The following is a 26995-nucleotide window of genomic DNA, read 5'->3' as shown; positions in this document are numbered from 1 at the left end:
ATGGTCACGGAGCTATTCAAAGATAAAAAGGCACCTTATATTTGTACACCGTTAGTTGGAAAAAATCGAGAAGCATTATTACATGAACTTGAAATGATACTCCCGAAAAAACCGGATCTCATCGAATGGCGGGCGGATTTTTATGAAGATATTGCAGACACACATTCGGTTTTGTTAACGGCAAAAGCGATTGGTGAAGCGATAGAGCTTCCGTTTCTTTTTACGATCCGATCTGAAAAAGAAGGCGGTGAGCGAATTTCATTGACTGAAGAGGATATAGTGGATTTGCTTTGTGAAATTTGCCGAAATAGCGATGTTGATTTGATTGATTTTGAAGTGTCCAATGAACCTGGATATATTCGAACATTACGGAAAATAGCGTCTGAAAATGGAAAAAAACTGATTCTTTCTTATCATAACTTTGAATGTACGCCCCATCATACAGAAATTATGAAGCGGCTCATTATGGCAGAAGTATACGGAGCAGATTTTGCAAAGGCGGCCGTCATGCCGAAAAATAAAGAAGATGTTCTACGGTTATTGACGTTAACAAAAGAAATGGATGATCGCTTGCAGATTCCGATCATTACGATGTCAATGGGGAGTCTCGGTGCTTTGAGCAGGGTGAACGGCTGGATGTATGGATCGGTTATGACATTCGGGGTAGGGGGACAAAGTTCGGCCCCTGGACAAATTCCAATCGAAAAACTGAAGCAGCTGATTGACTTGTCTCAAGAAACACTGGTTGACTGGTAATTAGATCTTTTCATACATAAGCAATCTAAACTGTATTTTCTATTTCATATAGAAGACGAAAAATGTACCGGATAGGCTTCCGGTACATTCTAAAATCATTGCGGTTCGTAGATATCCCAAGCTAGTTTAAGCGATTCGACGATATGGTCGGCAATCTGTTCGGGGGACTGATCATTCACCGATAAGGTTGAGTGATTCAGCGAATAAGCCCCCTGTCTTTCATAGAAAAGTTTTTCAATTTCAGCCAGATCCCGATTTTGTAAGATCGGACGACTATCGATTAAAATATCGAGTCGCTCTTTCCATTGTTCCCACGATACATCGAGATAAAAGACGGTGCAATTTGCGAGACAGGCTTCCCGTACTTCGGGCTGCATGAACGCCCCGCCACCGATCGAGATGATTTTTAGTTTTTGTTCGCAATAAGATTGGATTAAATTTTTTTCATGCTCACGAAAGACGGTTTCACCATGGACTTTAAAAATATCAGTCGTCGGCATGCCGAATTCTTTTTCAATCTCTTCGTCAATGTCAACGAAGCTTCGGTATAACTTTTGGGCGACAAGGCTACCGATCGTCGTTTTCCCAACGCCCATAAATCCCATTAGGACAATGCTCTGTTGCCTCACCGGCACTTCTCTAAGTCTCACATTAAACACTCTTTCTAAGGTAATAGTATTTAAAGTATAGTTCAGTTTCAGAATCTTGTAAACACTATTTAGAAAGGCTTGTTTTTGTTTAACGCGGATGACAGGTTCAGTGAAAAGTGAGGGGTATATTCTTAAAAAAGGAAATCATGTTTTGCACCTTAGAAGGAGGTTCCACTGTGTACAGTAAAGCCACATCGGTCATTTATACGAATTTTTTCCTGCTTGGTATGGTCAATGTCATCCTCATTTCGAATATGGGTTCATTAACCAATCAATGGAGTACAGATAGCGCAGGAATTAGTTATATCATTTCGGCAATTGGTATCGGAAAATTGCTCACTTATGCTTATTTAGGTCGCTTGTCCGATCGGATCGGAAGAAAGCCGTTAATTATTTTTGCATCATTTACGCTGGGAATTTTTCTTGTTGGCATCCCGCTAGCACCGAGTTTTCAAGTTGCGTTTATCCTTGCCCTTCTAGCTGGTGTGGGGAACTCGGCATTGGATGCGGGGGCTTATCCGGCTTTGGCTGAAGCTTACCCAAAGGCGACAGGGTCTGCAAGCATTCTTGTTAAAGCCTTCATGGCGACGGGTACGGCAATTTTGCCTTTGATGATTTTATTTATCGCAAAACAGGAATTGTTTTACGGGACTACTTTTTTTGTTCTGGCTGCCGTTTATTTTCTTGCGACATTTTTGCTCATTCCAGCTTCCTTTCCAAATCATCGGATGAAACGCCCTGCTAAGATGGACGATGACCAAGAAGAGGGAAAGAAGTTTGTTTCTGAACCGCAGTTCAATAAAGAAGGACTAGCTCTCGTCTTGATTGGCTTTACATCTACCGCTTTGTTTACGGTGGCGCAAATCTGGTTGCCCTCCTACGGTGAAGAGGTCCTTGGGATGTCGACGGAAAGTGCCATTAAATTATTAAGTTATTACAGTGTCGGTGGAATAGTTTCCGTATTGACATTAGCGGTGCTAATGAAAAAGTTTTTACGACCAGTCACCATTATTGTCATCTATCCCATCATCACGTTTTTTGCGATCTTGACGATTTTAACGGTTAAGATTGAAAGTGTCACCATCGTTGCAGCGTTTTTCATCGGACTTTCAACTGCAGGAATCTTCCAGCTAGCAATCGCTATTGCGGCCGAATTATTTTGGTTGAAGAAAGGAAGGGTGACGGGACTCATTGCGACGGCAGCTGGGCTTGCTTCTGTTGTCATGCCGCTTGCGACAGGGTTGCTTTCTAAAACGGGCAATATTTCGAATATTTTTATATTTGATGCGTTTATAGCAGTTACTGGATTTTTCGCTGCTTGTTATGTGTTTGTTCGATATGGAAAAATCATTGGGAAGCATACTGATCGTTTGATTCAGCCGAAATCTTCCACATCTATTGAGAAATGAAAAAAGTTCTTCCTTCTGATCAAATCAGAGGGAAGAACTTTTTTCATTTGCTTTTCACTTTACCTGTCCAGAGACGGAAACCGCCTTGTAGGTGGAATAGTTGATCATATCCTTTTTTTCTTAAGAACAGTGCTGCACGCGCACTTTTTCCGCCGTTTTGGTCATACAAGTAAACAGGCTTGTCCGGCCGGATTTCCTTGAAACGTTGGCGGAATTGGGAGTAAGGAATGTTTCGTGCCCCTAGAATATGACCGGCATCAAAATCTTTCGGTTCACGCACGTCAACGAGCTGCGCTTTCCGATACCCTTCGATAAATTGCGCTTGTGTCAAGTTAGTGACCGCTTTTCGTAAACGTAACATTGTAACGACCATGTATACAATCAGTATAAGTATAATGGCTCCTAAAACATAGTAATTCGAACTCAAAACGACTTTCCCCTTTCTCTCTACTCACCCATTATATAAGATTGGATAGCAGTTGTTCAATACGAAACCCTCTACAATCATCGAAATGGACGATAAAGGGATACGAAGCATAACCTAGCAAAGTTCTATTGAAGAATGATAAAATGAAGTGCATGGATAAAGTGAAACTTCAATCAGTGGGGGTTTTCCCATCCCCCACTGATTGTTAGTTGAACCAATCGGGCTTTTACGGGCAGTTGATCTCCCACCTATCCTTATCGTTTTACCTAAGTCTTGAGGTGGGAGTCTTACTGCCCGTTAATGCGGGAAAAAGGAGGAGTTTGAATGAGTAAAACGGTCTGGCATTTCATCAACTCTGGGAAATGCAGCGCTTCGTTTAATATGGCGTTGGATGAAGCCTTACTCGAGTGGCATAGTCAAGGGGAAATTGGACCGGTTTTGCGGTTCTATGAATGGGAGCCGGCGACACTCTCCATCGGTTACTTTCAAAGTGTTGAAAAAGAGATCGATATGGATGTTGTGAAGCAGCTTGGACTCGGTTTCGTCAGACGACCGACAGGAGGAAGAGGCGTTCTCCATGAGCATGAACTTACATATAGCGTCATCGTTAGCGAAGAGTATCCGGATATGCCGGAAACGGTCACAGAAGCGTATCGGGTCATATCGGGTGGTCTCTTGGAAGGTTTCCGTAATCTTGGATTGAATGCAGAATTTTCCGTCCCGGAAACCGTAAAACAAAATGCGGATTTGAGAAATCCGAAATCGGGCGTCTGTTTTGATGCGCCGAGCTGGTATGAACTTGTCGTTGAAGGGAAGAAAGTGGCAGGAAGTGCCCAGACACGGCAAAAAGGCGTTATTTTGCAACACGGGGCTATTTTGTTAAGCCTTGATGAGGACAAGCTTGTTTCATTATTTAAATTCAAGTCGGAGAGACTGCGCGAACGAACGCGTTTAGCCTTGCCTAAGAAGGCGGTAGCCATTGATCGGCTCACGGATAGGGCGATTTCAATTGCCGAATGTGCAGATGCTTTTGCAAAAGGCTTCGAGGACGCGCTCGATATGCAATTGGAACCTTTAACATTAACAAAAGAACAACTTGAGAAGGTTAAAGAAATTGAAGAGCGGAAATATGCTAATGACGAGTGGACGTTCAGAAAATAATTTCTAATACTTCTGATTGCTTACAGAATGACCGGAAGGAAAATCCGGAGATGGAAAACGGAAGGCACCGTATCTGGCGCCTTCCGTTTTTTAATTGACGGGGACGGATTCAGGATCCGTTTCTGTTTTTTCGATGACCGGCATCACTTCAACGCCGTACTTTTCAATTTCCAATAGCTTTTCAAAAGAAGCGATGGCTACTTCAACTTGTTTATCATCCGGCTCTTTCGTGGTCAGAAGTTGCAACCATAACCCCGGATAGCCTAAATATTTTAGTACAGGGATGTTCCGCAGTGAGTTCGTCAATTGCAGTACTTCAAACGAGACGCCTAAGACGACCGGAATGAGAAGAATACGGTTCACGATACGTAGCCAAAATGGATCAGTAGGGACTAGAAAATAAATGAACATCCCGACGATAACCGTGAAGAGGATGAAACTGCTACCACAACGGTAATGGAGCCGTGATTGCGATTGGACATTTTCAACTGTCATCGGCAAACCGTTCTCGTATGCATTGATCACTTTATGCTCGGCCCCATGATATTGGAAAACACGTTTAATGAGCGGAGTCATCGAAATGAGTGAAATATAGGTCAATAACAAAATGAGTTTGAATAGACTTTCCAGTAAAATTTGACCTGTCTTTCCAGGGACGATAAATTGAAGTGCACCGGCAAGAAAGACGGGTACGAGGGTGAAGATGAATTTGCCAAAAAGAAAAGAAAGGACACCGACCACAGCAACACCAAGAATCATAGCTAATTTGGAGGTCTCTTCCGTTTCCTCTTTCTTCTCTTCGCCGGGCTCTACATCGTAGCGGTCACTTGAAAACGTTAAATGGCGAGATCCGATGCCAGCCGATTCGATTAAAGCGACAATCCCCCTAACGAAAGGAATCTTTTTCAACTTTGCTCGGGTTTTATTCTTTTCTTTTGGAAGATGAAAATAATCAATTGAATCATCTTTTCGGCGAATCGCCGTAACTGTATGCTCTTTTCCGCCGAACATGACCCCTTCGACAAGCGCTTGTCCTCCGTATGTAGGAGGTTGTTGTCTTTTTTGCATATTGTTACCCACACTTTCTTTTCTGTCAGCTAAAATCGTATCCCCATTATACTAAAAAACAGCAATTCGCTCCACTAAGATGTTTAAAATGATTGGAAACGCCCGACACTGCCAGCAGGAGGGGTTTTTATGTTCAAGAGCACATTGTTTTGGACTGCAATTTGTAGTTCCTTATTTACGACATTGTCGTTGAAATTCTTTCACATATTTAATTTTATAGAGTGGTCACCCGTCGGATGGGCGGAAAAATGGCGATCGTTTGCCCATTTGCATGTTTTCATCCAATGGTTGTTGCTGTTCGTGGGCCTTACTTTGTTATATGCACTGATTTATATTGGGGTGTCGTTCACAACGTCCATACCGCCGTCTGTCACTGCGCTCATCATTGCCATCATTGGTGTGTTGGCGATCGAATGGTCGATCCATTCACCGTCGACTCCATCTGCAGCGATCGGGTCTGTGTCGATGCCGTTGCTCGCATTGCTCGCCATTGTATTGAGGTTTATAACCGGGACAGCGGTTTATATGAGGAAAAATTCGGTTGAAGCGATAAAATGAGTTGCGACAATGGACCGATATGATAAAATAGGAAAGAAAACAGTGCTGGCAAGATGCGGTTGTGAAGTTCCTTCTTCATAGAAAAGGGGTATGAGACTATGAAACTGAAAAAAATTCGTAAACTGTTGCTAGAGAAAGAGATCGATGCACTTCTTATTTCAAACCCATTCAATCGTCGCTATATGACAGGTTTTACGGGGACAGCGGGCCTTGTCCTTATTTCGTCCGATGATGCTGTTTTTATCACGGACTTCCGTTATGTAGAACAAGCTGAAAAGGAGATTGATGGGTTCCGCATTGTCCAGCATACGAAAACAATTATTGAAGAAGTCGCGGAACAAGCAAAAAGCATGGGGCTCAAAACGATCGGTTTTGAAAAAGACGATATGACATACGGTCATTATGAACTGTATCGGAAACAACTGGAAGCTGAACTGAAACCGGTATCTGGCATCGTTGAGAAATTGCGGATGGTGAAAACGGAAGAGGAACTAACTGTTTTGAAGCAGGCCGCAAAAATTGCAGATGATGCCTTTGCCCATATTTGTACGTTTATCAGACCGGGTGTCACTGAACTTCAAGTGTCGAACGAATTGGAAATGTATATGCGCAGTCAAGGGGCAACGTCCTCATCCTTTTCGACGATTGTTGCATCTGGTTTACGGGGAGGGCTTCCGCACGGTGTCGCTACGAACAAAGTGATCGAAACAGGAGAACTCGTCACGCTCGATTTCGGGGCGTTATATAATGGCTATATTTCGGACATTACACGCACGGTCGCTGTTGGGCAACCTTCGGCGAAATTGAGAGAAATTTACGAAGTGACACTGGCTGCACAAAAACTTGCATTAAAAGAGATTAAACCGGGTATGACAGGTATAGAAGCAGATGCTATAGCTCGTGATTACATTCTATCCAAAGGCTACGGCGATGCGTTCGGTCACTCGACAGGACATGGAATCGGTTTGGAAGTACATGAAGGTCCCGCCCTTTCTTTCCGTTCGGAAACCGTTCTTGAACCGAATATGGTTGTTACGGTCGAACCAGGGATCTATCTCGCTGAAATCGGTGGCGTGCGCATTGAAGACGACATTATCATAACAGAAAATGGGAATGAACGTATCACGCATTCACCGAAAGAACTCATTATTTTATAATTTAATTACAATTGGAGGAAACAACATGATTTCAGTGAACGAATTTAAAACAGGCTTAACGATTGAAGTAGATGGTGACATTTGGCGTGTAATGGATTTCCAACACGTTAAGCCAGGAAAAGGGGCTGCGTTTGTCCGCTCTAAACTACGTAATTTACGTTCTGGCAACGTCAATGAAAAAACATTCCGTGCCGGAGAAAAAGTTGCAAAAGCACAAATTGATAATCGCCGCATGCAATACCTTTATGCAAATGGGGACGATCATGTATTTATGGACAATGAATCTTACGAGCAAATCGAACTTTCAGCGAAGCAAATTGAAGATGAACTGATGTATTTGAAAGAAAATATGGAAGTACATATTATGAAATACGGTGAGGAAGTTCTCGGAGTGGAATTGCCGGTAACTGTAACGTTAGAAGTGGCTGAAACGGAGCCAGGTATTAAAGGCGATACGGCTAGCGGTGGTTCAAAACCTGCAAAAATGGAAACAGGGCTCGTCGTCCAAGTACCTTTCTTCGTTAATACGGGTGATAAACTCATCATCAATACAGAAGAAGGCGAATACGTATCACGGGCTTAATAATAAGAACAGATCTGTAGAAAATACGATAGAAATTTTTAGAACCTTACTACCCTAATCGGGGTGGTAAGGTTTTTTTCATTACTTAACTTGATTCAAGTTAAGCCTCCGGCGGATGTCACAGATTTTGGAGGGAGTTAATTGCGCTTATCTAAGTGCCTTAATTTCTGCAAAAAGCGCAGAAATACGGCAAATCGAACCCTTCGCTGTTCGATTCGCTTTTGTTCTATAGACTCTCATTGGGACATAGGATATCTCAATGGGGGGAGTACCGGATGGAATTGAATGATCTATTGCGAATTGCCGGTATCGGATTAGTCATTGGTTTACTGCATATTTTCTTTGAGCAAACCGGCAAAAAAGAGTTTTCGTTTTTCCTGTTTTTTATCGCTTATATTTACATCACTGCTGAAATGCTTCGATTTCTGAAAATATTTTTTACGGAAATCGCAGAATTTTTCCAATGGTTGTCAATGACAGTCTAATGGTGTTGCTGCTACAGATGGTTGTCGTCTTTCTTATTCTCCTCATCATCACATTTGCAGTACCCAAATTGCAGCCGTTATTGTATGTCGCTATTTTTTTCTTTGTTTTATTTCAATTGCTGAGTATGGTTGTCTTCCCTTTTACGAGGACAATCATCGGCCTATTTGAAGCACTTCCGGATCCGTTTGCCAAACTGCTAATTGGCAGTGCAATCCTATTCTTTATTTCCGAATTGATTGCCAAACATATAGAAGAGGCCGGTTTTGCTTCATTGGCGGCAATGTCTCATTTTATCGTGAAGATTGCTATTTTAGGTTTATGGCTTCATCAGACAGCAGCATTGATCGAAATCTTATCCTCACTCATTACAAAATGATCGGATGGAACCTCCATGATTTCTTTTATTGAAATGGTCCTTGGTACTGTATTATCCAGTTTTGTCGTTGTCATCCTTTCAACATTCCTGGCACTGCTCGTCGATTTTCTTTTTCCTTCGTTTTCAAAGTGGACGAGAATGATGTTAATCTTCATCGTCATCGCAGTCGTCTTACAACCGGCATTTACACAATTGACGCTGATTCGGGATATCGCAAATCAGATTTCACTGTCGTTCGTATCCATTTATCCAATCTTGACGGCTGCGATGATTGCGGCGGGTGGTGCATTCGGGATGTTGAATTTTCAGCCGGCGATGCTATTGTTTGCCAACGGTGCAATTGTTCTAACGGAAAGCTTGCTGATCCCGCTATTGACCGCCGCCCTTATTTTTGATTTGGTTTCTAGAATTCTACCTGCCGTCCCATTCACCAAAATGGCGGATTTAATAAGGACAGCCCTTCTCGGAACAGTTTCAGCTGTTGTCGCCGCCTATTCCATTTTCATAACGGTGGGAGGGACGATGTCTTGGGCTCTTTCTGGTTTGGCAAGTGAACCGATCAAAGAATTGATCCGCCAAAACGTGCCGCTCATCGGTTCTTTTATGACGGACAGCATGGGTACGTTAGGTCGTTATTCGTCCGGAGCAGGCGTTTTTGCGGGGGGATGGATGATTACGACCATTTGGACGGTGGCACTCGTCCCTTCTTTAAAAACATTGTTAACCGCTTTTTTCTATAGATGGACTGCGGCGCTTATTGAACCATTCGCGGATAAAGATATTACAGGCATTATCGATGATATTGGTAAAACGCTGTTTGTGTTATGTGCCATATCGTTTTTGATCGCCTTTGCATTTATATACACAGCCTTGTTTTCAATCATTCTGATTAAGCTAATTACGACGATGAAGTGAGGGATACGTATGGAATCTTTCTAATGGGAGTCATATTGATCACTTTATTATCATCCACGATGCTATTGCTGTTCCCTGATCGTACGGAGGAGAATTTATTGCCTTTGATCAAACTTGCCGTGGGAATCTGGATTATCAAATCGATTTACACTTTTTTTGGTCATAGCCTCTTTTGACGCTGCATAAAATGAATCATTGATGACAGGTCATTCAACCGGCTCAATAAACGGAAATGGTGATGAGATGCAAAAACCAACGAAGAAAATTCAAATGATCCTTCTCGGTACAATTACAGTCATGGTCATCATTTTCATCAATTCCAGTCTTGGCGGTATCGGGGGCGAGAAGGGGGAAAAGGAGGAAAACGGCGAATTTGTAGCACTGGAAGAAGCGCTGATGGAAATTGAGGGGATCGGGGATGTTACGTTGTATTTCCACTATGATAATGGGAATGCCGGAAATCCGTTATCCGATTATTTCTCGATGTCCACTTCTTCACCAAAGAAAGGCAATGAGTTGCAAGGGGTCCTTGTCATAGCGGAGGGCGCGGAAAATCTTGAGATGAAAAGTAAACTATTAAGAATCTTATCTACTGTTCTCCAGTTGCCCGAACATCGGATCGTCGTCGAAATGAAGAAAAGGGGGAGTACGAATGAAAACGAATAAGCGTACAGTCTGGTTTCTAACATTACTAAGTCTCGTTGCAGTGATTTCTATTTACTACATTAAGGAAAAAGCTCCGATGCCTTTTGATGGGATCAATATTTTTAAAGATTCACCGGAGTCCATTCAATTAACCGAAAATATTTCGGATGCGGATAAGACGACACCTGTTTTTGCAGATGCTTATCTTTTTGAGGAAATGCGTATGCAGGTTCGTGACGAGCGGAGTAAGCTGAAAGAGCAACTTACGGCGAAAGTGCTTTCGTCTGACTATACATCTGAGGAAAAGAATTCAGCGTACGAGGAAATGGAGCGGCTGACTAAACTTGATTCTGCCGAAGCGCTGATGGAAATGCAAATCATCGCATTAGGGTATCCGGAAGCGTTTGTACGGACAGAGGATGGAACAGTGAAAGTGACAGTTTTATCGACGGAAGGCCATTCCAAACAAATGGCGGATGAAATTATACGTTATGTGAAGACGAATTGGGAAGATCCTAAAGCGTTAGTTAGTGTCGATTTCAAAGGAGGCACCGAATAAACGGAAGCTGAAATGGACAAAAGAATGGATTTTACCTTAAAAAAGGCCCTAAACTGGGGTCTTTTTTTGATTAATAAGATGGAATTATGAACAATTCTTCATTTACTATTTCATTATCCATGGAAAACGTCTAAAATGGGTAAGAGTATAACTATAAATGGTTAGGAGAATTGGTTATGTTGAAAATTCAGGAAATCCGTGAAATCATTAAACTTATCGATCAATCTTCAATTGAAGAGTTCAGCTATGAATCCGAAGGTTCAAAAATTGAGTTGAAAAAAGGAAATGCGGAGAAAGTCATCATCGATGCTGTTACACAGCCTGCCGCTGTCGTACAACGGGAAGTGCCGGTTATGCAGCCGAAAGCGGTGGAAACGATCGAACAGGCTCCTCAAGTGGAGGCACCTAGCGCCCAAGCGGAAACACCGCAAGTGGAAGACACAACTTTGCATAAAATCACTTCGCCGATGGTGGGGACATTTTATGCGGCTTCATCACCAGATGTACCAGCTTATGTACAATCTGGCGATAAAGTGAAAGAGGACTCGATCGTATGTATCGTTGAAGCGATGAAATTATTCAACGAAATTGAAGCGGAAGTTTCAGGGGAAATTGTCGAGATACTTGTCAAAGATGGTCAACTCGTTGAATTCGGACAGCCCCTTTTCCTTGTAAAAGTGAATTGAGGGGGTATGCCAAATGGAAAAAGTGTTAATTGCTAACCGTGGTGAAATCGCGGTGCGAATCATCAGGGCGTGTAAAGAACTTGACATTAAAACCGTCGCTGTCTATTCAGAAGCGGATCGGGAAGCGTTGCATGTCGAACTTGCAGACGAGGCTTATTGTATCGGACCTCGATTATCAAAGGACAGCTACCTCAACTTTTCGAATGTCATCAGTATTGCCAAGCTGACGGGTTGTGACGGGATTCATCCTGGTTATGGCTTTTTGGCGGAGAATGCGAGCTTTGCAGAGCTTTGTGAGGAAGTCAACATCGAATTTATCGGACCGACTGCGGATGCGATTTCGCGGATGGGGACAAAGGATGTCGCCCGCGAAACAATGAAAAATGCAGGCGTTCCAATTGTTCCAGGATCGAGTGGAATCGTTGCGGACGAGCAAGAAGCGTTGCAAATTGCTGAAGAAATCGGTTTTCCGGTCATCATCAAAGCGACTGCTGGAGGCGGAGGAAAGGGTATCCGCGTAGCAAGGGACCAAGATGAATTGATCAAAGGGATTAAGATTACCCAAAAAGAAGCGGCAGCCGCTTTTGGGAATCCGGGTGTCTATCTTGAAAAGTTCATCGAAGTATTCCGACACGTGGAAGTGCAAGTCCTCGCCGATAAATACGGAAATACCATCCATCTAGGAGAGCGTGACTGTTCCATCCAGCGCAGAATGCAAAAGCTTGTGGAAGAAGCGCCATCCCCAGCACTCACCCCTGAACTGCGTCATGAAATGGGAGAGGCGGCGGTAAAAGCGGCAAAAGCCGTCAATTATCGCGGAGCAGGAACAGTGGAATTCATCTTCGACCACGTAAATCAAAAATTCTACTTCATGGAAATGAATACACGCATCCAAGTGGAACATACGATTACGGAAATGATCACGGGTATCGATTTAGTGCAACAGCAATTGAAAGTTGCAGCAGGTGAAGAACTGGCCTATCGCCAGGAGGATATCCAGCTCAATGGCTGGGCGATCGAATGCCGCATCAATGCTGAAAACCCAGCAAAGAATTTCATGCCATCCCCTGGGCTGGTTTCCATGTATATGCCACCAGGTGGTTTTGGGGTACGCGTAGACTCCGCCATGTATCCAGGCTATACAATTCCTCCATTTTATGATTCGATGGTGGCCAAACTGATTGTCCATGCAGATTCACGGGAGGAAGCGATCGCGCGCATGAAGCGGGCGCTTGATGAATTCGTCATCGACGGCGTTGAAACGACTGTACCATTCCATTCGAATTTAATGGATCATGAGGTGTTTAAATCAGGCGATTTCGATACGAAGTTTCTTGAGAAATATAATGTCATGAACTGACAAGGAGGGATTTGGAATGCCAGAGAAGTCGGTTCCTTCATTCGTTGGAATGACTCCCTCAGGGGACGTCGAGCTTGGCCGTGTCCAGCTTGCCCCTGAAGTTCTTGAAGTGATCATTGGCATTGCGACAAACGAAGTGAAGGGAGTTGCGAGTACCCAAGGGAACTTTGCAACCGGCGTGGCGGAGAAATTCGGCAAAGTCGTTCACGGAAAAGGGGTCAAGACGGAATGGTCTGAAGATGGTTTGACAATCGATGTCTACTGTACCATTGAATATGGCTATCCCGTTCCCAGCGTTGCTATGGAAATCCAAAAACAGGTTCGTCATGCTGTGTATCATATGACGTCATTGGAAACGAAAGAAGTCAATGTTCATATTACAGGCATTCAGTTTGAAACGGAAACGGTATAAACTGGAAAGCATCGTCCTTTTGGATGGTGCTTTTCAACTTGTATTGCTGTATTCAAGTACTCTGAATGTGCTATGATAAATCCTTAGAGATACAGCAGTGGAGGAGAAGGATAAATGAAACGACGTGAAGCACGTGAGAAGGCGGTACAGACCCTTTTTCAGCTTGATAATACAGAAATGACAGTAGAAGAAGCGATCGCTTATATTGTCGACAAACCGGTGAATCGGTTCTATGATCGGCTTGTTCGTGGAACACTGGAGAATAAAACAGCGATTGATGCAGTCTTAGTTCAAAAGTTGGAAAACTGGTCGCTTGACCGCCTTCCAAAAATTGAGCGGACTGTCCTTCGACTTGCAGTTTTTGAACTCCTCTTCAATGACGATGTCCCGCATAGAGTTGTGCTGAACGAGGCGATTGATCTTTGTAAAACATTCAGTGACGAAAAATCAGGTCGGTTTGTGAATGGCGTGCTGTCAAAATTTGATGAAAATAATGAAGAAGGCATGGAGGAATCAGAGTGACTGGAAAACTAATTGATGGAAAAGCGATTGGACAAGAAATCCGTGAAGAAATTAAACAAAGAGTGGATGCATTGAAAGAAAAAGGGATGCAACCAGGTTTAGCCGTCATCCTTGTAGGCGACAATCAAGCATCTCGTACATATGTTAGAAATAAAGAGAAGTCCAGTATTGAAGCGGGTATGAAATCTGTGTTAATCGAACTTCCAGAAACGGTGTCCGAAGAAGAGTTGCTTGCCCAAGTTGCAGAATTGAACAAAGATGATTCGATCCATGGTATTCTTGTCCAATTGCCGTTACCCAAACATATCGATGAAGATCTTGTCATCCAAGCAATCGATCCGGACAAGGATGTAGATGGTTTCCATCCGATCAATGTCGGAAAAATGATCATCGGGCAACGTGCATTTTTATCGTGTACGCCATACGGTATCATCAAACTGCTTGAACGGACAGGCACCGAGATCCGCGGCAAACATGCTGTCATTGTCGGCCGCAGTAATATCGTTGGAAAACCGATGGGGCAATTATTATTACAGCGCGATGCTACTGTAACGTATTGCCATTCCAAAACGGAACATTTAGCGGAATTTACAAAACAGGCAGATATTCTGATCGTTGCGATCGGAAGAGCCAAATTTATCACAGCTGAACATGTTAAAGACGGAGCGGTCGTCATCGATGTAGGGATGAATCGTGATGAGAACGGGAAGCTTTGTGGAGATGTCGAGTTTGAAACGGCAAAAGAAAAAGCTTCTGCCATTACACCGGTGCCAGGCGGTGTCGGACCAATGACAATTACAATGTTGTTGAAAAACACGCTTCACAGTGCAGAAAAAACCTTCTCGAAAGGAACAAGTGCACACGAATAATAAGGTGACGGACGGACGCTGTTTTTCATCAGAAAGACAGCGTTCATCTTCATTCAGCGGATGTTAAAACTCCCGCTGAATGAATAGCGGGAGGCAACCTAAGTCCGCCGCGTCCTGCGGCAACGGTTGCATGACCTACATCCTGTAGGCCCGCGGATGTCACAGATTTTGAAAGGAGTTAATTCTCCAAAAGCGTAGGGCGCCTGCCTAGGGGCGACAGGCATAAGGTGAAGATGCGGCGTGGCGCCTTTTGCCACAGAGCAACTTTGCCTTATGACCCGAGCCCCTGGCGCCCGAAGACTAGACGTGAGCTTATCTAAGTGCCTTAATTTCTGCAAAAAGCGCAGAAATACGGCAAATCGAACCCTTCGCTGTTCGATTCTCAATTCAAAATCTGGACGCAATTACGCCGAGGCGTAATTGATATAAGTCATGAATCGGGAGGTGGACCGGTTGGCGGGAAATCCTTACTTATCCGTACAGGCATTAACGAAGTATATTAAACGCAAATTTGACGCAGACCCTCATTTAAGGAATGTCTATGTCAAAGGGGAGCTTTCGAATGTCAAGTTGCACCCGAGCGGCCATATTTATTTTACATTGAAAGATGAAAGAAGCCGTATCCAATCTGCGATGTTTCGCTCAAGTGCATCGGCATTGAAGTTTAAACCGGAAAATGGCATGAATGTCCTGATCACTGGCGATGTGACCGTTTATGAGGCAAGCGGCAACTATCAATTATATGTACAAACCATGCAACCCGACGGCATCGGCGCGCTCTATCTTGCTTATGAACAATTGAAAGAAAACCTTGCAAAGGAAGGGCTTTTCGATACACGATGGAAACTTCCGCTTCCTATTTTTCCTCAAAAAGTCGGTGTTGTGACAGCCCAATCCGGGGCGGCGATTCAAGATATCTGTTCAACAATCGAAAGGCGATATCCTCTTGCTGAAATCATTTTATTTCCTGCAATCGTCCAAGGGCCGCAAGCAGCTCCGTCGATCATTCGGTCGATCGAACAGGCGCAAGACTTCGGTTCGATCGATGTATTGATTGTTGGACGGGGGGGAGGCTCGATCGAGGATTTATGGGCTTTCAATGAAGAAGCGGTGGCACGCGCCATCTTTTCGTGCCGTATACCGATCATCAGTGCGGTCGGTCACGAAACAGATACGACCATTGCAGACTTTGTTTCAGATAGAAGGGCGCCTACCCCAACAGCCGCTGCAGAGATGGCCGTCCCTGCCCGGGAAGACTTGGTTGAACGAGTATTGGATCGGAAACGCTCCCTTTATAGTTCGCTATCCAATCAGATTAAAATCGAACGCAAACGACTGACAACGCTACAAACTTCCTACCCCCTTCAATTCCCGGAGCGGTTGTACCGGCCTTATATTGAAAAATTGATCGGATTGGAAGGCAGATTGATACGAAGTGGTCAAGAGATGACTGTGCGCAGACGATCTGAGGTCAATCGATTGAGCGGGATCCTTGCTTCTTATTCGCCTAATCAGCGGATTCGTGAAGGGCATCGTAATCTGGGAGCCTTAACAGAAAGACTTTCCCGAGCCGTCAATCAGGATATCAGCTTAAAACGTAACCGATTTCAATCAACCGTCCGGATGTTGAAAGCACTCAATCCACTTGATGTGATGGAACGAGGGTATTCGATTGTTTATCAAAACGATGAAGTGGCGAAATCCGTCCGCTCGCTGGAAAGCGGGGACAGTATCCAAATTCAGATGCAAGACGGTACGGTAGCGGCGAAAGTTGAAACAGTGACAATACGAGAAGGGGAGGAAGGGTAAGTGGAAATAGAGACGATCCGCTTTGAAGAAGCGATGTTAAAATTGGAAGAAATCGTTCAAAAGCTGGAGACGGGTGATGTCCCTTTGGAGGATGCAATTTCATTGTACAAAAAAGGGATGGAGTTATCCGCATTTTGTCATGGGAAGTTGCAAGATGCAGAGAAACAACTGATTTCCATTATAGACGAAGAGGGCAACAAGACCCCATTCGATCCTACAAAAGGTGTGGATTCAAATGCATAATAAATTAGAGAAGTTCATGACGGAAAAAATCACGATTATTGACGAGCGACTCCATCAACTACTTTCACCGATTGATGTATCCACAACATTGAAGTCTGCTATGACCTATTCAGTCGATGCTGGCGGAAAACGGATTCGACCATTGCTCGTTCTGGCAACGCTTGAAGATCTAGGAGTGGAATCAGTGGATGCTGTAACCGTCGCTTGTGCAGTCGAACTCATTCATACATATTCTTTGATCCATGATGATTTACCGTCCATGGATGATGATGATTTTAGACGAGGCAAGCCGACGAATCACAAAGTATACGGTGAGGCGGTTGCCGTTTTGGCAGGAGATGCGTTGCAAGCACTTGCGTTTGACGGTTTAACGAGACTTAAATCGACACCGGCTGAACAGGTCGTGCGAATCATCCAGTTATTGACGGAAGCGGCAGGCGCCCAAGGCATGGTAGGCGGGCAAATGCTCGATATGGAAGGGGAAGCGAAACCATTGACGCTCACGGAGATGGAGACGGTTCATGTTCATAAAACGGGAGCACTTCTTTCCTTCAGTATCGAAGCTGCCGCGATCTTGGCGAATCTGAACGAGGAGAAAACGCAAAAGTTAAAAGAATACGCATGGAATATCGGGCTAGCATTCCAGATCAAAGACGATATTTTGGACATTACAGCGACAACTGAAGAACTTGGAAAGACAGCAGGAAGTGATTCGCTTAGTGATAAATCGACTTATCCTTCTCTTCTAGGTTTGGACGGAGCGGAGGAACGTCTAGCGGCACATCATCAGCGCGCGATCGATTCCCTTGAGTTCTTGGGCACAAACGATTCACTCCTCGCCCTATTCGCTGATTATATCGTACATCGGAAATCGTAAAGGAACGTAAAAGTTGTACTGGACGTCCTACTTGATATAATATACTAAGCGCAGAAATAACCGAGGCAATCATTCGAAGAAGGTGTGTGATAATGATGGATCTAACAACAATAGACAATCCATCTTTTTTAAAAAAGCTCGATAAAGAACAGATGCTGGAACTTGCCAAGTGTATCCGGGCGTTCCTGATTGAAAAATTGTCTGTAACCGGCGGGCATATCGGACCCAATCTCGGAGTTGTTGAATTGACTATGGCTTTGCATCGCCATTTCGACAGTCCGGATGATAAAATCATTTGGGATGTCGGACATCAGGCTTATGTTCATAAAATATTGACGGGGCGAGCCGGTGATTTTGACTCGCTCAGGCAATACAAAGGGCTATGTGGATTTCCTAAAATGATTGAAAGCGAGCACGATGTTTGGGAAACGGGACATAGTTCCACTTCCTTATCCGCTGCCATGGGAATGGCGGCTGCCCGGGATATAAAAGGCGATTCGAACTATGTCATTCCGGTGATTGGCGACGGCGCACTTACGGGTGGTATGGCTCTGGAAGCTTTGAATCATATCGGTGATGCAAAAACAGATATGATTGTCATATTAAATGATAATGAAATGTCGATTGCACCAAACGTTGGTGCACTTCATACAGTTCTCGGTAAATTGAGAACCGCTGGTAAATACAATTCAGCTAAAGATGAACTTGAGTACATTTTGAAAAAAATACCTGCGATTGGCGGAAAAGTGGCTTCTGCCGCGGAACGTGTCAAAGCGAGTCTAAAATATTTGCTCGTATCCGGTGTTTTCTTTGAAGAGCTGGGCTTCACTTATCTCGGTCCGATCGATGGCCATGATTTCAATGACTTGGAACGGAATATCCAATATGCCAAAAAAGTAGATGGACCGGTTTTACTTCATGTCATTACGAAAAAAGGAAAAGGGTATCGTCCGGCTGAAAACGATAAAATTGGAACATGGCATGGAACAGGTCCTTATAAGATTGAAACGGGTGATTTTGTCAAGTCTCCGTCTGTCGCACCTTCATGGAGTGGCCTTGTAGCGGAAACCGTTCGTGATATTGCGCGTGATGATCGCCGTGTTGTTGCAATCACACCTGCTATGCCGGTCGGATCTAAACTGGAGTCCTTTGCTACTGAATTTCCAGATCGATTCTTTGACGTTGGTATTGCCGAGCAGCATGCGACGACAATGGCTGCGGGATTGGCTACACAAGGGATGAAGCCGTTTCTTGCCATTTACTCGACATTTTTACAACGTGCATATGATCAAGTGCTTCATGACATTTCCAGACAGAATTTGAATGTTATCATTGGCATCGACCGTGCGGGTCTTGTCGGGGCAGACGGAGAAACCCATCAAGGCGTTTTTGATATCGCCTTTCTTAGACATATGCCCAATATGGTCATCATGATGCCAAAAGACGAAAATGAAGGGCAGCATATGGTGAAAACGGCAATTGAGTATAATGACGGTCCAATCGCTTTGCGTTATCCTAGAGGGAATGGTCTCGGTGTTCCGATGGATGACCGTTTGTCGACGATTCCAATCGGGTCGTGGGAAGTGCTTCGTGAAGGGAAAGATGCAGCAATCCTGACATTTGGTACAACCATTCCGATGGCCCTCGAAGCAGCGGAAGCTTTGTCGCAAAAAGGATTGCAAGTGAAAGTCATCAATGCTCGATTCATCAAGCCACTCGATACAAAAATGTTGGATGGGCTTTTTGCTACCGGTATGCCGATTTTAACGGTCGAAGAAGCGGTGCTTGCAGGCGGGTTCGGAAGTGCTGTTCTTGAATATGCACAAGACAGCGGTCACTTGGATATTCCTATCCATCGAATGGGTATCCCCGATTATTTCATCGAGCATGGCAGTGTGACTGAACTGCTTGTAGAAATCGGTATGACAGCGGGCCATATTGTTGATCATTTGGAAACGGTTGTTAAAGAGCATACCGTGGAAAGGGAACAAGTATGACAAATCGTATTCCGAAGGAGCGGGTGGATGTCCTGCTTGTTTCCCGTGGCTTGGCGGAGACAAGAGAGCAGGCTAAACGTTCCATTATGGCAGGCATCGTTTATTCCGCTGAAACAAGGCTGGATAAGCCAGGCGAAAAAATTCCGATGGATGCTCCGCTTACCATCAAAGGACCGACGCTGAAATACGTTAGCCGCGGGGGACTGAAACTTGAAAAAGCCCTCGCTCAGTTCGACGTGGACGTGAACGATAAAATCGTGTTGGATATCGGAGCGTCAACGGGCGGATTTACGGATTGCGCCCTCCAAAATGGCGCATCTCATTGTTATGCCCTTGATGTTGGCTATAATCAGCTAGCTTGGAAAATTCGACAAGATCCCCGTGTTACGGTAATGGAAAGAACAAATTTCAGACATGCAACACCAGATCTTTTTACGGCGGGTCTTCCACAGTTTGCCACAATCGATGTCTCCTTTATCTCTTTGACGCTCATCTTACCCGCACTAAAAAAGATTTTGATGGAAAATGGGGACGTCATCGCCCTCGTCAAGCCTCAATTCGAAGCCGGAAAAGGAAAAGTCGGGAAAAAAGGGGTCGTAAAAGAGAAATCGGTCCATCTTGAAGTATTGCAAAAAATAGCAGATGCCTCCTTACAAGAAGGGTACAGTTTGCGAGGAATTTCTTATTCACCTGTCACCGGCGGAGAAGGGAATATCGAATTTCTATTCCATTTAACTTCTGACAACCATCCGGAATCTGCATTTGATGTGGATGATTTCCAGGGACTGATTGAAGAAGCATATGGAGAATTACTATAGCGCGCAATGATTTGCGCGTTTTTGTTGTCGGACGTAATCTGTAGATAGGGTAATAACTCAATATCGTCTATTGGAGTGATTGGTATGAATAAAGGACAACGCCATATTCGCATTCGGGATATTATTTCAAATTTTGAAATTGAAACACAAGACCAGCTTGTCGACACGTTAAAGGCTTCGGGAGTCGCTGTGACACAGGCAACGGTATCCCGGGATATAAAAGAAATGCATTTGATCAAAGTTCCGCTAGCTGATGGGCGTTATAAGTATAGCCTTCCACAAGTACAGAAGTACAACACGGAACAGAAGCTACATCGCATGATGACAGATGCATTTGTCAGTATCGATAGTGCCGCACACTTCATCATTTTAAAAACACTTCCTGGCAACGCGCATGCTGTCGGATCACTCATAGATAATTTAGGGTGGATTGAAATTTTAGGCACAATTTGTGGGGATGATACTTGTTTAATCATCTGTCGGGAAGAATCGCAGACAAATGAGGTCAAAGATAAATTACTCGCGATGCTTTGAAGGGGGTGACGGCAAGTGTTAAGTGAAATCTCCATTAAGAATTTCGCAATCATTGAAGAACTTGATGTGACTTTCGATGAAGGTCTCACGGTGTTAACCGGTGAAACCGGTGCAGGTAAATCGATTATTATCGACGCTGTTCAACTTTTAGCAGGCGGAAGAGGTTCCACGGAATTTATCCGACATGGATCGAAGAAAGCCGAATTGGAAGGATTGTTCACCATCGATGATCCATCGCATCCTCTCCTTTCGAAATTGGAAGAATTAGGGATAGAGTGTGACGAAGGAACAGTCATCTTGCGACGAGATTTGAATTTGAACGGTAAAACGGTCTGCAGAATCAACGGTAAGTTGGTAACGATTGCAATTTTAAGGGAAATCGGTTCGCATTTGATTGATATCCACGGTCAGCATGAAAATCAGGAATTGATGCATGAAAAAAGGCATATCCATCTACTGGATCATTTTGCTGGTCCTGAGCTTATTCAGGCATATGAGAATTATGCAGATCTATATGGGCAATATCGGAAATTGAAACAGAAAATTGAAGCTGCCGACGAAAATGAGCAACAGGTTGCACAGCGGATCGATCTGTATACATTCCAACTGAAAGAGATCGATGCCGCTGCACTCGTCATCGGTGAGGAAGAAGCACTTGAGGAAGAAAAACGGAAATTGCTGAATTTCACCCGGCTATATGAACGTTTAAACACAGCTTATGTTTCTATCAGCGGGGATACACATGCACTAGATTGGGTGGGAGCTGCGATGAGTGATATGGAGGATGCGGCGTCAGTTGATAGTACTTTAAAACCGCATGCTGAATCCGTTGCTACAAGCTTCTATACATTGCAGGAAACCGCGCATGAATTAAAAAGCATTTTGGATGATATGGAATTTGATCCGACCCGGCTGGAATTTGTTGAAAATCGCCTTGCTTTACATACTTCTCTCCAAAGAAAATATGGAAAAACAATTGAAGATATTTTAATTTATCGGGATAAGATCGCAGATGAGTTGGAAAGCTTGGTGAGTCGGGACGAGCGACTGTCAGTTGCCCAGGAAAAACTGGATCATCTTTATCAGGATCTTCAACTTGAGGCTGCGGAATTATCGATTATTCGACAAACGGCCGCTAGCCGATTGGAGCAGGCGATCATGGAACAATTGGAGCAACTTCATATGGGAAAAGCTACATTCAAAGTCGAAATCAAGCCAAAACCGGCAGGACTGTTTGATGCGAATGGCTTTGATGATGTATCTTTTCAAATTTCTACAAATGTAGGCGAACCGCTGAAACCGCTTGTGAAAGTCGCTTCTGGAGGAGAGCTTTCCAGGATTATGATAGCGTTAAAAACAATCTTTTCAAAGCATCAGGGCATCACATCCATTATTTTTGATGAAGTGGATACCGGTGTCAGCGGACGCGTTGCACAAGCGATTGCCGAGAAGATTGCGATGATTGCCACCAATTCACAAGTATTATGTATTTCCCATTTACCGCAAGTCGCAGCAATGGCGGATCAGCATTATTTAATTAAAAAAGATGTAGAAGATGACAGAACGAGAACATCCATCCAGGATGTCATCAACTCGGAGCGGATTGAAGAATTATCCAGAATGTTATCGGGTGCTGAAATCACGCCATTGACATTAAAACATGCCGATGAATTATTGACATTGGCGTCGGAACGAAAAAAAGTATTTCGATAAGTGCTGAACGTGCATAACATTTATGCACGTTTTTTCTGATTAGCCGTTTTGTGGGTTCCACTTTTTCATGATTTACCCTTTCATAACATTCCTCTTATCGGACATACCATTAGTAACTTATTTCAGGGAGGTGAAACATGGAATGGAGTAGGCAATTCAAATTAGCCGTTTCGTTTTCTGTGCTTTTACTGGTCATGCCATTTACGTCAAATGCAGCGTCTGCACAAGATGATATGCTTATTCCGATGGGACACTCGATTGGCATTAAAATGGATTTATCCGGTGTCTTCATCACAAGCGATGTCATGATCGGTAAGGATGACTGGTTGAAGGCAGGTGATTTGATCGAGCAAGTGGATGATGTAGCAATCGGAACATTGAAGGAATTCGAGGCTGCCTTGTCCAAGAAGCACGATCAAAAAGAGATTGCCCTGACTGTTGACCGTGACGGAGACACAAACCAAATAAAGTCTGATGGCGAAGCGCTGAAACGTCTCCTACCATTCCTGAAAGACCGGACGGAAGGGACAGGCACCTTGACGTACGTCGATCCGGACAAAGGAACTTATGGTGCGTTAGGGCATCAAATTATTGACAGTACATTAAAAACACCGCCATCGTTTAAAACGGGTGCCATTTATCTTTCCGAAATTGGGCAGATCAAAAAAAGTGCACCGGGCAATCCAGGGTATAAAATATCAACCATCGTTGAAGACGAAGATTTCCTCGGAACGATTCAAATCAATGGAATATATGGGATATTTGGATCGTGGAATCACTCCTACAAGAAAGTGTTGGCAGAACCACTGCAGATTATGCACCCTGCCGACGTGAAAGAAGGAGCTGCAGAAATCTTCACGACGATAAAAGGGACGGAAGTTGAATCATTTACTATTGAAATTACGAAAGTGGAAAGCGAACAATTTCAATTCAACTTGACCGATCCAAAATTATTGGCAGCAACGGGCGGCATTTTACAAGGCATGAGTGGCAGTCCGGTCATTCAGGACGGTAAGTTCGTCGGAGCGGTGACACATATGTATGTGGACGATCCTAAAAAAGGTGCTGCACTTTTTTTAGAAAAGATGCGAAAAGGTGAAAAATGAGAAAACGAAAGAGCCAATCCGTAAAACGGGTTGGCTCTTTCGCTCTAAAATGATAAACTGATGAGGAGACAAGTGAAGAAAATGTGAAAAAAAGAGAATTTGGTCGAAATACATAGAAACTCTATGTCAGAAGGATCATTTTCGATACATAAAAGAGGGATGTACCAAAATTCGTCGAAAATTTCCTTTGTGCAATTTTGGAGAAAGTTGCTATTGTTTCGAAGAATAGATGCAAGACAAATGTTCAAGAGGGGGAATGGGAATGGAAAAGCTGAAAATTGCGATTGCTGATGATAATAAGGAATTGGTGCGGACGATGATTTCGTATTTTGAGAAGCATCCTGAGGTGGAAATTATTTGGACAGCACATAACGGAAAAGTCTGTTTGTCGATGTTGGAGGAACAAAAGCCGGACGTGCTGTTGCTTGATATTATTATGCCGCATCTTGACGGGATTGCAGTGTTGGAGACCTTAAATGCAAATGCACAGACAGCGGACTTGCATATTATCATGCTGACGGCATTCGGACAGGAAGATGTCATGACGCAAGCGGCAAGTCTAGGAGCTTCTTATTTCATGTTAAAGCCGTTTGAATTTGAACGGTTAGCCAATCAGATTTTCCAAGTTGCGGGAACGAGAAAACCGGTTTCGCCGATTGCGAAGCAAACGGAAGCGCTTCCGGCAGAAGGGGTCAGCCAAAAAGTGTTGGATACAACGATTACAGCCATTATTAAAGAGATTGGTGTACCCGCGCATATTAAAGGATACGCATTTCTCCGAGAAGCCATCCAAATGGTTTACACGGATGTTGATCTACTTGGTTCTGTCACGAAAGTTCTCTATCCTGAAATCGCCGAAAAATACAATACAACTTCTTCACGTGTCGAAAGGGCGATTCGTCACGCAATTGAAGTCGCATGGAATCGTGGCAATTACGACGTAATCTCCAAAATGTTCGGTTATACGGTCCATCACTTGAAAAGTAAACCTACAAACAGTGAGTTTATAGCGATGATCGCTGACAAAATCCGCTTGGAGCATATGGCGAGTTAAGTGATGAGAGATGATAGCACTTTAACCAAATGACAAACTGACGAATTTCTGCACTTATCCCTATACGCTATCTCAAATCTTATAAACGCATATTCGAAGCCGATGAATAGTTGCATTCATTGGTTTTTTCTATCGAAAGAAAATGTACGTATGAAAGACATGTATGTGTACAGGAGCTTTATCAATAGATAGGTCTTTTCTCGTGTTATGAAGGATGTACCCTTCAAATTGTCGGGAATGCATTATAATGGGTTCCGTAGGAAGGAGTGAAGATTATGCTAATTCAGAATGATTATTTTGATTTATTCGTTCAGGAAGAAAATGTTATCTTACGATTAAAACAGATTGGCTACCCTTTAAAATCATTTGACGCAATTACTCGTGAGTTTCCACGATTGAAAATTGGCTCGTTTACGGCTTTGCGAGAAGCGCTAACCGAACAGGGGCAAGAGCATAATATAGGAACTTGGTTGCCGCCTATCGAAGTTTCAATTTCAAGCAATCGGATGACTGCACAGCTTTACTTCAATATTACTGAAAAGCATTTTGAGGAAAATAAGCAGCAAATTTTATTAGAAGCTGAGCAATTATTAAATCACATAGGTGTCATACATGGTCGGAAGTCTTTACAAGATATCACGTTGAAATCTCGAGAACCGATTCTCGTAGCTGTTGGAACGGAACCTGTGAAAGGTGCAGATGCGATGATTACCTATATGAATATTCCAGAGCGCAGACCGGTTATTCGAGAAGATGGTTCCGCCAATTATTATGAGATGAATTTTGTGACCCCTGTGTCACAAGGAGATTGGCTTGGTGAGAAAATACCGCCGCAGGAAGGCATAAGCGGAACGGATGTATTGGGCAACCGTATACCTGCCCCTAGAGGTGAGGATGCAAAATTATCATTTGACCGGAAATCGGTCAGTGAAGTGTGGGAAGAGGATCGTTTGGTCCTTCGGGCTTCCCATGGCGGCGCGTTGGAATGGTCGGACGGTCAAATTCGTGTAGGGAAGCAGCTTATCATCGATGGAGATGTAGGTCCCGAGACAGGATCAATTACATTCGATGGAGCGGTAACAGTGTACGGCACGGTTCTTGATAGCTATTCTATCCATGCGACAGGGGATATTGCGATCGAAGGGAACGAAGGAATTACGAATGCGAAGGAAATTCAGTCATTGGAAGGTGACGTATACATAAAAGGAGGCATCTTTGGCGGTGGTGAGACGATTGTCGAGGCAAAAGGCGAGATATACATCAAGCACGCAAATAATTGCAAGTTGTATGGGAAAGAAATTCATGTGGGCTTCTATTTACTTGGAACGGAAATCATTGCAGAGCGCGTTTTGGTTGACCAAAATAGAGGGAAAATCATTGGCGGCAGAATTGAAGCGCTATCTCGCATCGAATGTGCCTACGTAGGCAATCGGCATGAACGAACAACAATTCTTTATACCAAAGGGATCGATAAAGATGCAATCTATAAGGAAATCCAAGCGAAGGCCATTGAGGTGAAGGAACACCAACAGACAATTGCTAAACTGGAACAGCATGCTGCGCAGTTTGCCAAAGTGCTGGTTGGTGGACCAGGGGTGGAAGCGGATACACTGAACAAAACAAAAGAGACGATCAAAGCCTATGAGGAAGAGATCCATAAGCTAGATAAAGAAATTCAACTCGGTCTCCAAAAAATTAAAACAGCCATCCCAGCTGAAATTGAAGTGATGATACAAGCGTATCCGGGAGTGGTCATTCAAATAGGCTCGAAGACGTCTACCCTGCATGAACCGACAAAAGGGCGGTTTGCCTTGGTAGACGGTGTGCTGAATGTCTAGAAAGCTTTGCTTTCGACGTCATCGATTAAAAAAAGGGCTAAGACGAGAAAGTCTTGGCCCTTTTATTTTTGTTTGAATCGTTCTTGTACCCGTTGATTTTTCCGGTCGCGTCTTAATAGAAATCCGGCGAAAAAGCCTAGACCTGCCGCAAACAATAGCAGCCCGACGACGAATTGTAGCCAAATGAATGGAAACGGTTTAAATAAAATTCCGAATATCGAGTCTCTCATCAACTTAATGCCACCTGCGGCAAAAAGTCCCGGTATAAGCAAGACGATAAATGCTGCTAGACGAGCCATATTTGACCACTCCTTACCGAATTTAATTTTACCCATTCGTGTTTTATTGTCAAGACCTCTGCTTTCGTGTATGATGAATTTGTAATTGCAAAACATTGCATGATGTAA

30 protein-coding genes are annotated in these 26995 nt (G+C 43.7%); 26 read left to right on the top strand and 4 right to left on the bottom strand.

The features are described 5' to 3' along the window. Positions 1-756, top strand: coding sequence for a type I 3-dehydroquinate dehydratase (gene aroD, locus MHZ95_RS13915; RefSeq protein ID WP_239391383.1), 756 nt, complete (start codon positions 1-3; stop codon positions 754-756). 95 nt (positions 757-851) lie between these two features. On the opposite strand, the gene MHZ95_RS13910 is transcribed toward aroD, so the two are convergent. After that, a complete protein-coding gene (locus MHZ95_RS13910; RefSeq protein WP_239391382.1) occupies positions 852-1406 on the bottom strand; it encodes a shikimate kinase in 555 nt (184 codons plus the stop codon). Positions 1407-1552: 146 nt separating this feature from the next. On the opposite strand from MHZ95_RS13910, the gene MHZ95_RS13905 reads away from it, so the two are divergent. Beyond that, positions 1553-2815, top strand: a complete 1263-nt coding sequence (locus MHZ95_RS13905; protein ID WP_370643043.1) for an MFS transporter — start codon at positions 1553-1555, stop codon at positions 2813-2815. Between the two features lie 43 nt (positions 2816-2858). Here MHZ95_RS13905 and MHZ95_RS13900 read toward each other — a convergent pair whose 3' ends face one another. Continuing rightward, complete coding sequence (locus MHZ95_RS13900) at positions 2859-3188, bottom strand: rhodanese-like domain-containing protein (protein ID WP_239391489.1); 330 nt, start codon at positions 3186-3188, stop codon at positions 2859-2861. A gap of 378 nt (positions 3189-3566) precedes the next feature. On the opposite strand from MHZ95_RS13900, the gene MHZ95_RS13895 reads away from it, so the two are divergent. After that, positions 3567-4403 carry a lipoate--protein ligase family protein gene (locus MHZ95_RS13895; protein WP_239391381.1) on the top strand — a complete coding sequence of 279 codons (837 nt, stop codon included), beginning with the start codon at positions 3567-3569 and terminating at the stop codon, positions 4401-4403. Between the two features lie 90 nt (positions 4404-4493). Here MHZ95_RS13895 and MHZ95_RS13890 read toward each other — a convergent pair whose 3' ends face one another. Continuing rightward, positions 4494-5471, bottom strand: a complete 978-nt coding sequence (locus tag MHZ95_RS13890; protein WP_239391380.1) for a DUF1385 domain-containing protein — start codon at positions 5469-5471, stop codon at positions 4494-4496. A gap of 129 nt (positions 5472-5600) precedes the next feature. Here MHZ95_RS13890 and MHZ95_RS13885 point away from each other — a divergent pair, with 129 nt between their 5' ends. The 23 genes from MHZ95_RS13885 (at position 5601) to MHZ95_RS13775 (ending at position 26588) form a co-directional block, all read left to right on the top strand. Further along, positions 5601-6029 carry a hypothetical protein gene (locus tag MHZ95_RS13885; RefSeq protein ID WP_239391379.1) on the top strand — a complete coding sequence of 143 codons (429 nt, stop codon included), beginning with the start codon at positions 5601-5603 and terminating at the stop codon, positions 6027-6029. Between the two features lie 98 nt (positions 6030-6127). Beyond that, complete coding sequence (locus MHZ95_RS13880; protein WP_239391378.1) at positions 6128-7186, top strand: M24 family metallopeptidase; 1059 nt, start codon at positions 6128-6130, stop codon at positions 7184-7186. A gap of 25 nt (positions 7187-7211) precedes the next feature. Further along, complete coding sequence (gene efp, locus MHZ95_RS13875) at positions 7212-7769, top strand: elongation factor P (protein ID WP_239391377.1); 558 nt, start codon at positions 7212-7214, stop codon at positions 7767-7769. A 275-nt stretch (positions 7770-8044) separates the two neighbouring features. Next, positions 8045-8254, top strand: a complete 210-nt coding sequence (locus MHZ95_RS13870) for a SpoIIIAC/SpoIIIAD family protein (RefSeq protein WP_239391376.1) — start codon at positions 8045-8047, stop codon at positions 8252-8254. Further along, a complete protein-coding gene (locus MHZ95_RS13865; protein WP_239391375.1) occupies positions 8233-8631 on the top strand; it encodes a hypothetical protein in 399 nt (132 codons plus the stop codon). The genes MHZ95_RS13870 and MHZ95_RS13865 overlap by 22 nt, the downstream gene beginning before the upstream one ends. Before the next feature lie 15 nt (positions 8632-8646). Next, positions 8647-9546, top strand: a complete 900-nt coding sequence (locus MHZ95_RS13860) for a stage III sporulation protein AE (protein WP_239391374.1) — start codon at positions 8647-8649, stop codon at positions 9544-9546. A gap of 243 nt (positions 9547-9789) precedes the next feature. Then, positions 9790-10212: a hypothetical protein gene (locus tag MHZ95_RS13855; protein ID WP_239391373.1), complete on the top strand. Its 423-nt coding sequence runs from the start codon at positions 9790-9792 to the stop codon at positions 10210-10212. Next, the gene (locus MHZ95_RS13850; RefSeq protein WP_239391372.1) at positions 10199-10750 is read left to right on the top strand and encodes a SpoIIIAH-like family protein; all 552 of its coding nucleotides are present in this window, start codon (positions 10199-10201) and stop codon (positions 10748-10750) included. Before MHZ95_RS13855 ends, MHZ95_RS13850 begins: the two co-directional genes overlap by 14 nt. Positions 10751-10926: 176 nt before the next feature. After that, positions 10927-11436: an acetyl-CoA carboxylase biotin carboxyl carrier protein gene (gene accB, locus MHZ95_RS13845; RefSeq protein WP_239391371.1), complete on the top strand. Its 510-nt coding sequence runs from the start codon at positions 10927-10929 to the stop codon at positions 11434-11436. Between the two features lie 13 nt (positions 11437-11449). Beyond that, positions 11450-12796: an acetyl-CoA carboxylase biotin carboxylase subunit gene (gene accC, locus MHZ95_RS13840; RefSeq protein WP_239391370.1), complete on the top strand. Its 1347-nt coding sequence runs from the start codon at positions 11450-11452 to the stop codon at positions 12794-12796. Positions 12797-12812: 16 nt separating this feature from the next. Beyond that, the gene (locus tag MHZ95_RS13835) at positions 12813-13208 is read left to right on the top strand and encodes an Asp23/Gls24 family envelope stress response protein (protein ID WP_239391369.1); all 396 of its coding nucleotides are present in this window, start codon (positions 12813-12815) and stop codon (positions 13206-13208) included. A gap of 114 nt (positions 13209-13322) precedes the next feature. Beyond that, positions 13323-13730, top strand: coding sequence for a transcription antitermination factor NusB (nusB, locus tag MHZ95_RS13830; RefSeq protein WP_239391368.1), 408 nt, complete (start codon positions 13323-13325; stop codon positions 13728-13730). Next, a complete protein-coding gene (gene folD / locus MHZ95_RS13825; RefSeq protein WP_239391367.1) occupies positions 13727-14599 on the top strand; it encodes a bifunctional methylenetetrahydrofolate dehydrogenase/methenyltetrahydrofolate cyclohydrolase FolD in 873 nt (290 codons plus the stop codon). Before nusB ends, folD begins: the two co-directional genes overlap by 4 nt. A 453-nt stretch (positions 14600-15052) precedes the next feature. After that, positions 15053-16408: an exodeoxyribonuclease VII large subunit gene (gene xseA, locus MHZ95_RS13820; RefSeq protein ID WP_239391366.1), complete on the top strand. Its 1356-nt coding sequence runs from the start codon at positions 15053-15055 to the stop codon at positions 16406-16408. Next, positions 16409-16651: an exodeoxyribonuclease VII small subunit gene (locus MHZ95_RS13815; protein WP_370643041.1), complete on the top strand. Its 243-nt coding sequence runs from the start codon at positions 16409-16411 to the stop codon at positions 16649-16651. After that, positions 16644-17528, top strand: a complete 885-nt coding sequence (locus tag MHZ95_RS13810; protein ID WP_239391365.1) for a polyprenyl synthetase family protein — start codon at positions 16644-16646, stop codon at positions 17526-17528. The genes MHZ95_RS13815 and MHZ95_RS13810 overlap by 8 nt, the downstream gene beginning before the upstream one ends. Before the next feature lie 95 nt (positions 17529-17623). Beyond that, positions 17624-19525, top strand: a complete 1902-nt coding sequence (dxs, locus tag MHZ95_RS13805) for a 1-deoxy-D-xylulose-5-phosphate synthase (protein ID WP_239391364.1) — start codon at positions 17624-17626, stop codon at positions 19523-19525. After that, a complete protein-coding gene (locus tag MHZ95_RS13800; RefSeq protein WP_239391363.1) occupies positions 19522-20343 on the top strand; it encodes a TlyA family RNA methyltransferase in 822 nt (273 codons plus the stop codon). The genes dxs and MHZ95_RS13800 overlap by 4 nt, the downstream gene beginning before the upstream one ends. Before the next feature lie 84 nt (positions 20344-20427). Continuing rightward, positions 20428-20877, top strand: a complete 450-nt coding sequence (ahrC, locus tag MHZ95_RS13795; protein WP_239391362.1) for a transcriptional regulator AhrC/ArgR — start codon at positions 20428-20430, stop codon at positions 20875-20877. Positions 20878-20892: 15 nt separating this feature from the next. Next, positions 20893-22590, top strand: coding sequence for a DNA repair protein RecN (recN, locus tag MHZ95_RS13790; protein ID WP_239391361.1), 1698 nt, complete (start codon positions 20893-20895; stop codon positions 22588-22590). Between the two features lie 137 nt (positions 22591-22727). Then, the gene (locus MHZ95_RS13785) at positions 22728-23696 is read left to right on the top strand and encodes a SpoIVB peptidase S55 domain-containing protein (RefSeq protein WP_239391360.1); all 969 of its coding nucleotides are present in this window, start codon (positions 22728-22730) and stop codon (positions 23694-23696) included. Positions 23697-23958: 262 nt separating this feature from the next. Further along, entirely contained in the window at positions 23959-24750 is a 792-nt protein-coding gene (spo0A, locus tag MHZ95_RS13780) for a sporulation transcription factor Spo0A (RefSeq protein WP_239391359.1), read from the top strand. A 275-nt stretch (positions 24751-25025) separates the two neighbouring features. Continuing rightward, positions 25026-26588, top strand: a complete 1563-nt coding sequence (locus MHZ95_RS13775) for a flagellar assembly protein A (protein ID WP_239391358.1) — start codon at positions 25026-25028, stop codon at positions 26586-26588. A 62-nt stretch (positions 26589-26650) separates the two neighbouring features. Here MHZ95_RS13775 and MHZ95_RS13770 read toward each other — a convergent pair whose 3' ends face one another. Then, positions 26651-26887: a DUF2627 domain-containing protein gene (locus MHZ95_RS13770; RefSeq protein ID WP_239391357.1), complete on the bottom strand. Its 237-nt coding sequence runs from the start codon at positions 26885-26887 to the stop codon at positions 26651-26653. Positions 26888-26995: the final 108 nt, after the last annotated feature.

Origin of the sequence: Sporosarcina sp. ACRSM (genome assembly GCF_022346545.1) — a bacterium.
In the GTDB taxonomy this organism is placed as follows: Bacteria; Bacillota; Bacilli; order Bacillales_A; family Planococcaceae; genus Sporosarcina.
The sequence above is the reverse complement of the archived record's forward strand: the minus strand, read 5'-3'. Positions and strand labels throughout refer to the sequence as shown.

Excerpts from the sequence above, each read along its gene's own strand:
- aroD (WP_239391383.1), top strand. The coding sequence starts at position 1 with ATGGTCACGGAGCTATTCAAAGATAAAAAGGCACCTTATATTTGTACA.
- MHZ95_RS13905 (WP_370643043.1), top strand. The coding sequence starts at position 1,553 with ATGTTTTGCACCTTAGAAGGAGGTTCCACTGTGTACAGTAAAGCCACA.
- MHZ95_RS13900 (WP_239391489.1), bottom strand. The coding sequence starts at position 3,188 with ATGGTCGTTACAATGTTACGTTTACGAAAAGCGGTCACTAACTTGACA.
- MHZ95_RS13895 (WP_239391381.1), top strand. The coding sequence starts at position 3,567 with ATGAGTAAAACGGTCTGGCATTTCATCAACTCTGGGAAATGCAGCGCT.
- MHZ95_RS13890 (WP_239391380.1), bottom strand. The coding sequence starts at position 5,471 with ATGCAAAAAAGACAACAACCTCCTACATACGGAGGACAAGCGCTTGTC.
- MHZ95_RS13885 (WP_239391379.1), top strand. The coding sequence starts at position 5,601 with ATGTTCAAGAGCACATTGTTTTGGACTGCAATTTGTAGTTCCTTATTT.
- MHZ95_RS13880 (WP_239391378.1), top strand. The coding sequence starts at position 6,128 with ATGAAACTGAAAAAAATTCGTAAACTGTTGCTAGAGAAAGAGATCGAT.
- efp (WP_239391377.1), top strand. The coding sequence starts at position 7,212 with ATGATTTCAGTGAACGAATTTAAAACAGGCTTAACGATTGAAGTAGAT.
- MHZ95_RS13870 (WP_239391376.1), top strand. The coding sequence starts at position 8,045 with ATGGAATTGAATGATCTATTGCGAATTGCCGGTATCGGATTAGTCATT.
- MHZ95_RS13865 (WP_239391375.1), top strand. The coding sequence starts at position 8,233 with ATGGTTGTCAATGACAGTCTAATGGTGTTGCTGCTACAGATGGTTGTC.
- MHZ95_RS13860 (WP_239391374.1), top strand. The coding sequence starts at position 8,647 with ATGATTTCTTTTATTGAAATGGTCCTTGGTACTGTATTATCCAGTTTT.
- MHZ95_RS13855 (WP_239391373.1), top strand. The coding sequence starts at position 9,790 with ATGCAAAAACCAACGAAGAAAATTCAAATGATCCTTCTCGGTACAATT.
- MHZ95_RS13850 (WP_239391372.1), top strand. The coding sequence starts at position 10,199 with ATGAAAACGAATAAGCGTACAGTCTGGTTTCTAACATTACTAAGTCTC.
- accB (WP_239391371.1), top strand. The coding sequence starts at position 10,927 with ATGTTGAAAATTCAGGAAATCCGTGAAATCATTAAACTTATCGATCAA.
- accC (WP_239391370.1), top strand. The coding sequence starts at position 11,450 with ATGGAAAAAGTGTTAATTGCTAACCGTGGTGAAATCGCGGTGCGAATC.
- MHZ95_RS13835 (WP_239391369.1), top strand. The coding sequence starts at position 12,813 with ATGCCAGAGAAGTCGGTTCCTTCATTCGTTGGAATGACTCCCTCAGGG.
- nusB (WP_239391368.1), top strand. The coding sequence starts at position 13,323 with ATGAAACGACGTGAAGCACGTGAGAAGGCGGTACAGACCCTTTTTCAG.
- MHZ95_RS13810 (WP_239391365.1), top strand. The coding sequence starts at position 16,644 with ATGCATAATAAATTAGAGAAGTTCATGACGGAAAAAATCACGATTATT.
- dxs (WP_239391364.1), top strand. The coding sequence starts at position 17,624 with ATGGATCTAACAACAATAGACAATCCATCTTTTTTAAAAAAGCTCGAT.
- MHZ95_RS13800 (WP_239391363.1), top strand. The coding sequence starts at position 19,522 with ATGACAAATCGTATTCCGAAGGAGCGGGTGGATGTCCTGCTTGTTTCC.
- ahrC (WP_239391362.1), top strand. The coding sequence starts at position 20,428 with ATGAATAAAGGACAACGCCATATTCGCATTCGGGATATTATTTCAAAT.
- MHZ95_RS13785 (WP_239391360.1), top strand. The coding sequence starts at position 22,728 with ATGGAATGGAGTAGGCAATTCAAATTAGCCGTTTCGTTTTCTGTGCTT.
- spo0A (WP_239391359.1), top strand. The coding sequence starts at position 23,959 with ATGGAAAAGCTGAAAATTGCGATTGCTGATGATAATAAGGAATTGGTG.
- MHZ95_RS13775 (WP_239391358.1), top strand. The coding sequence starts at position 25,026 with ATGCTAATTCAGAATGATTATTTTGATTTATTCGTTCAGGAAGAAAAT.
- MHZ95_RS13770 (WP_239391357.1), bottom strand. The coding sequence starts at position 26,887 with ATGGCTCGTCTAGCAGCATTTATCGTCTTGCTTATACCGGGACTTTTT.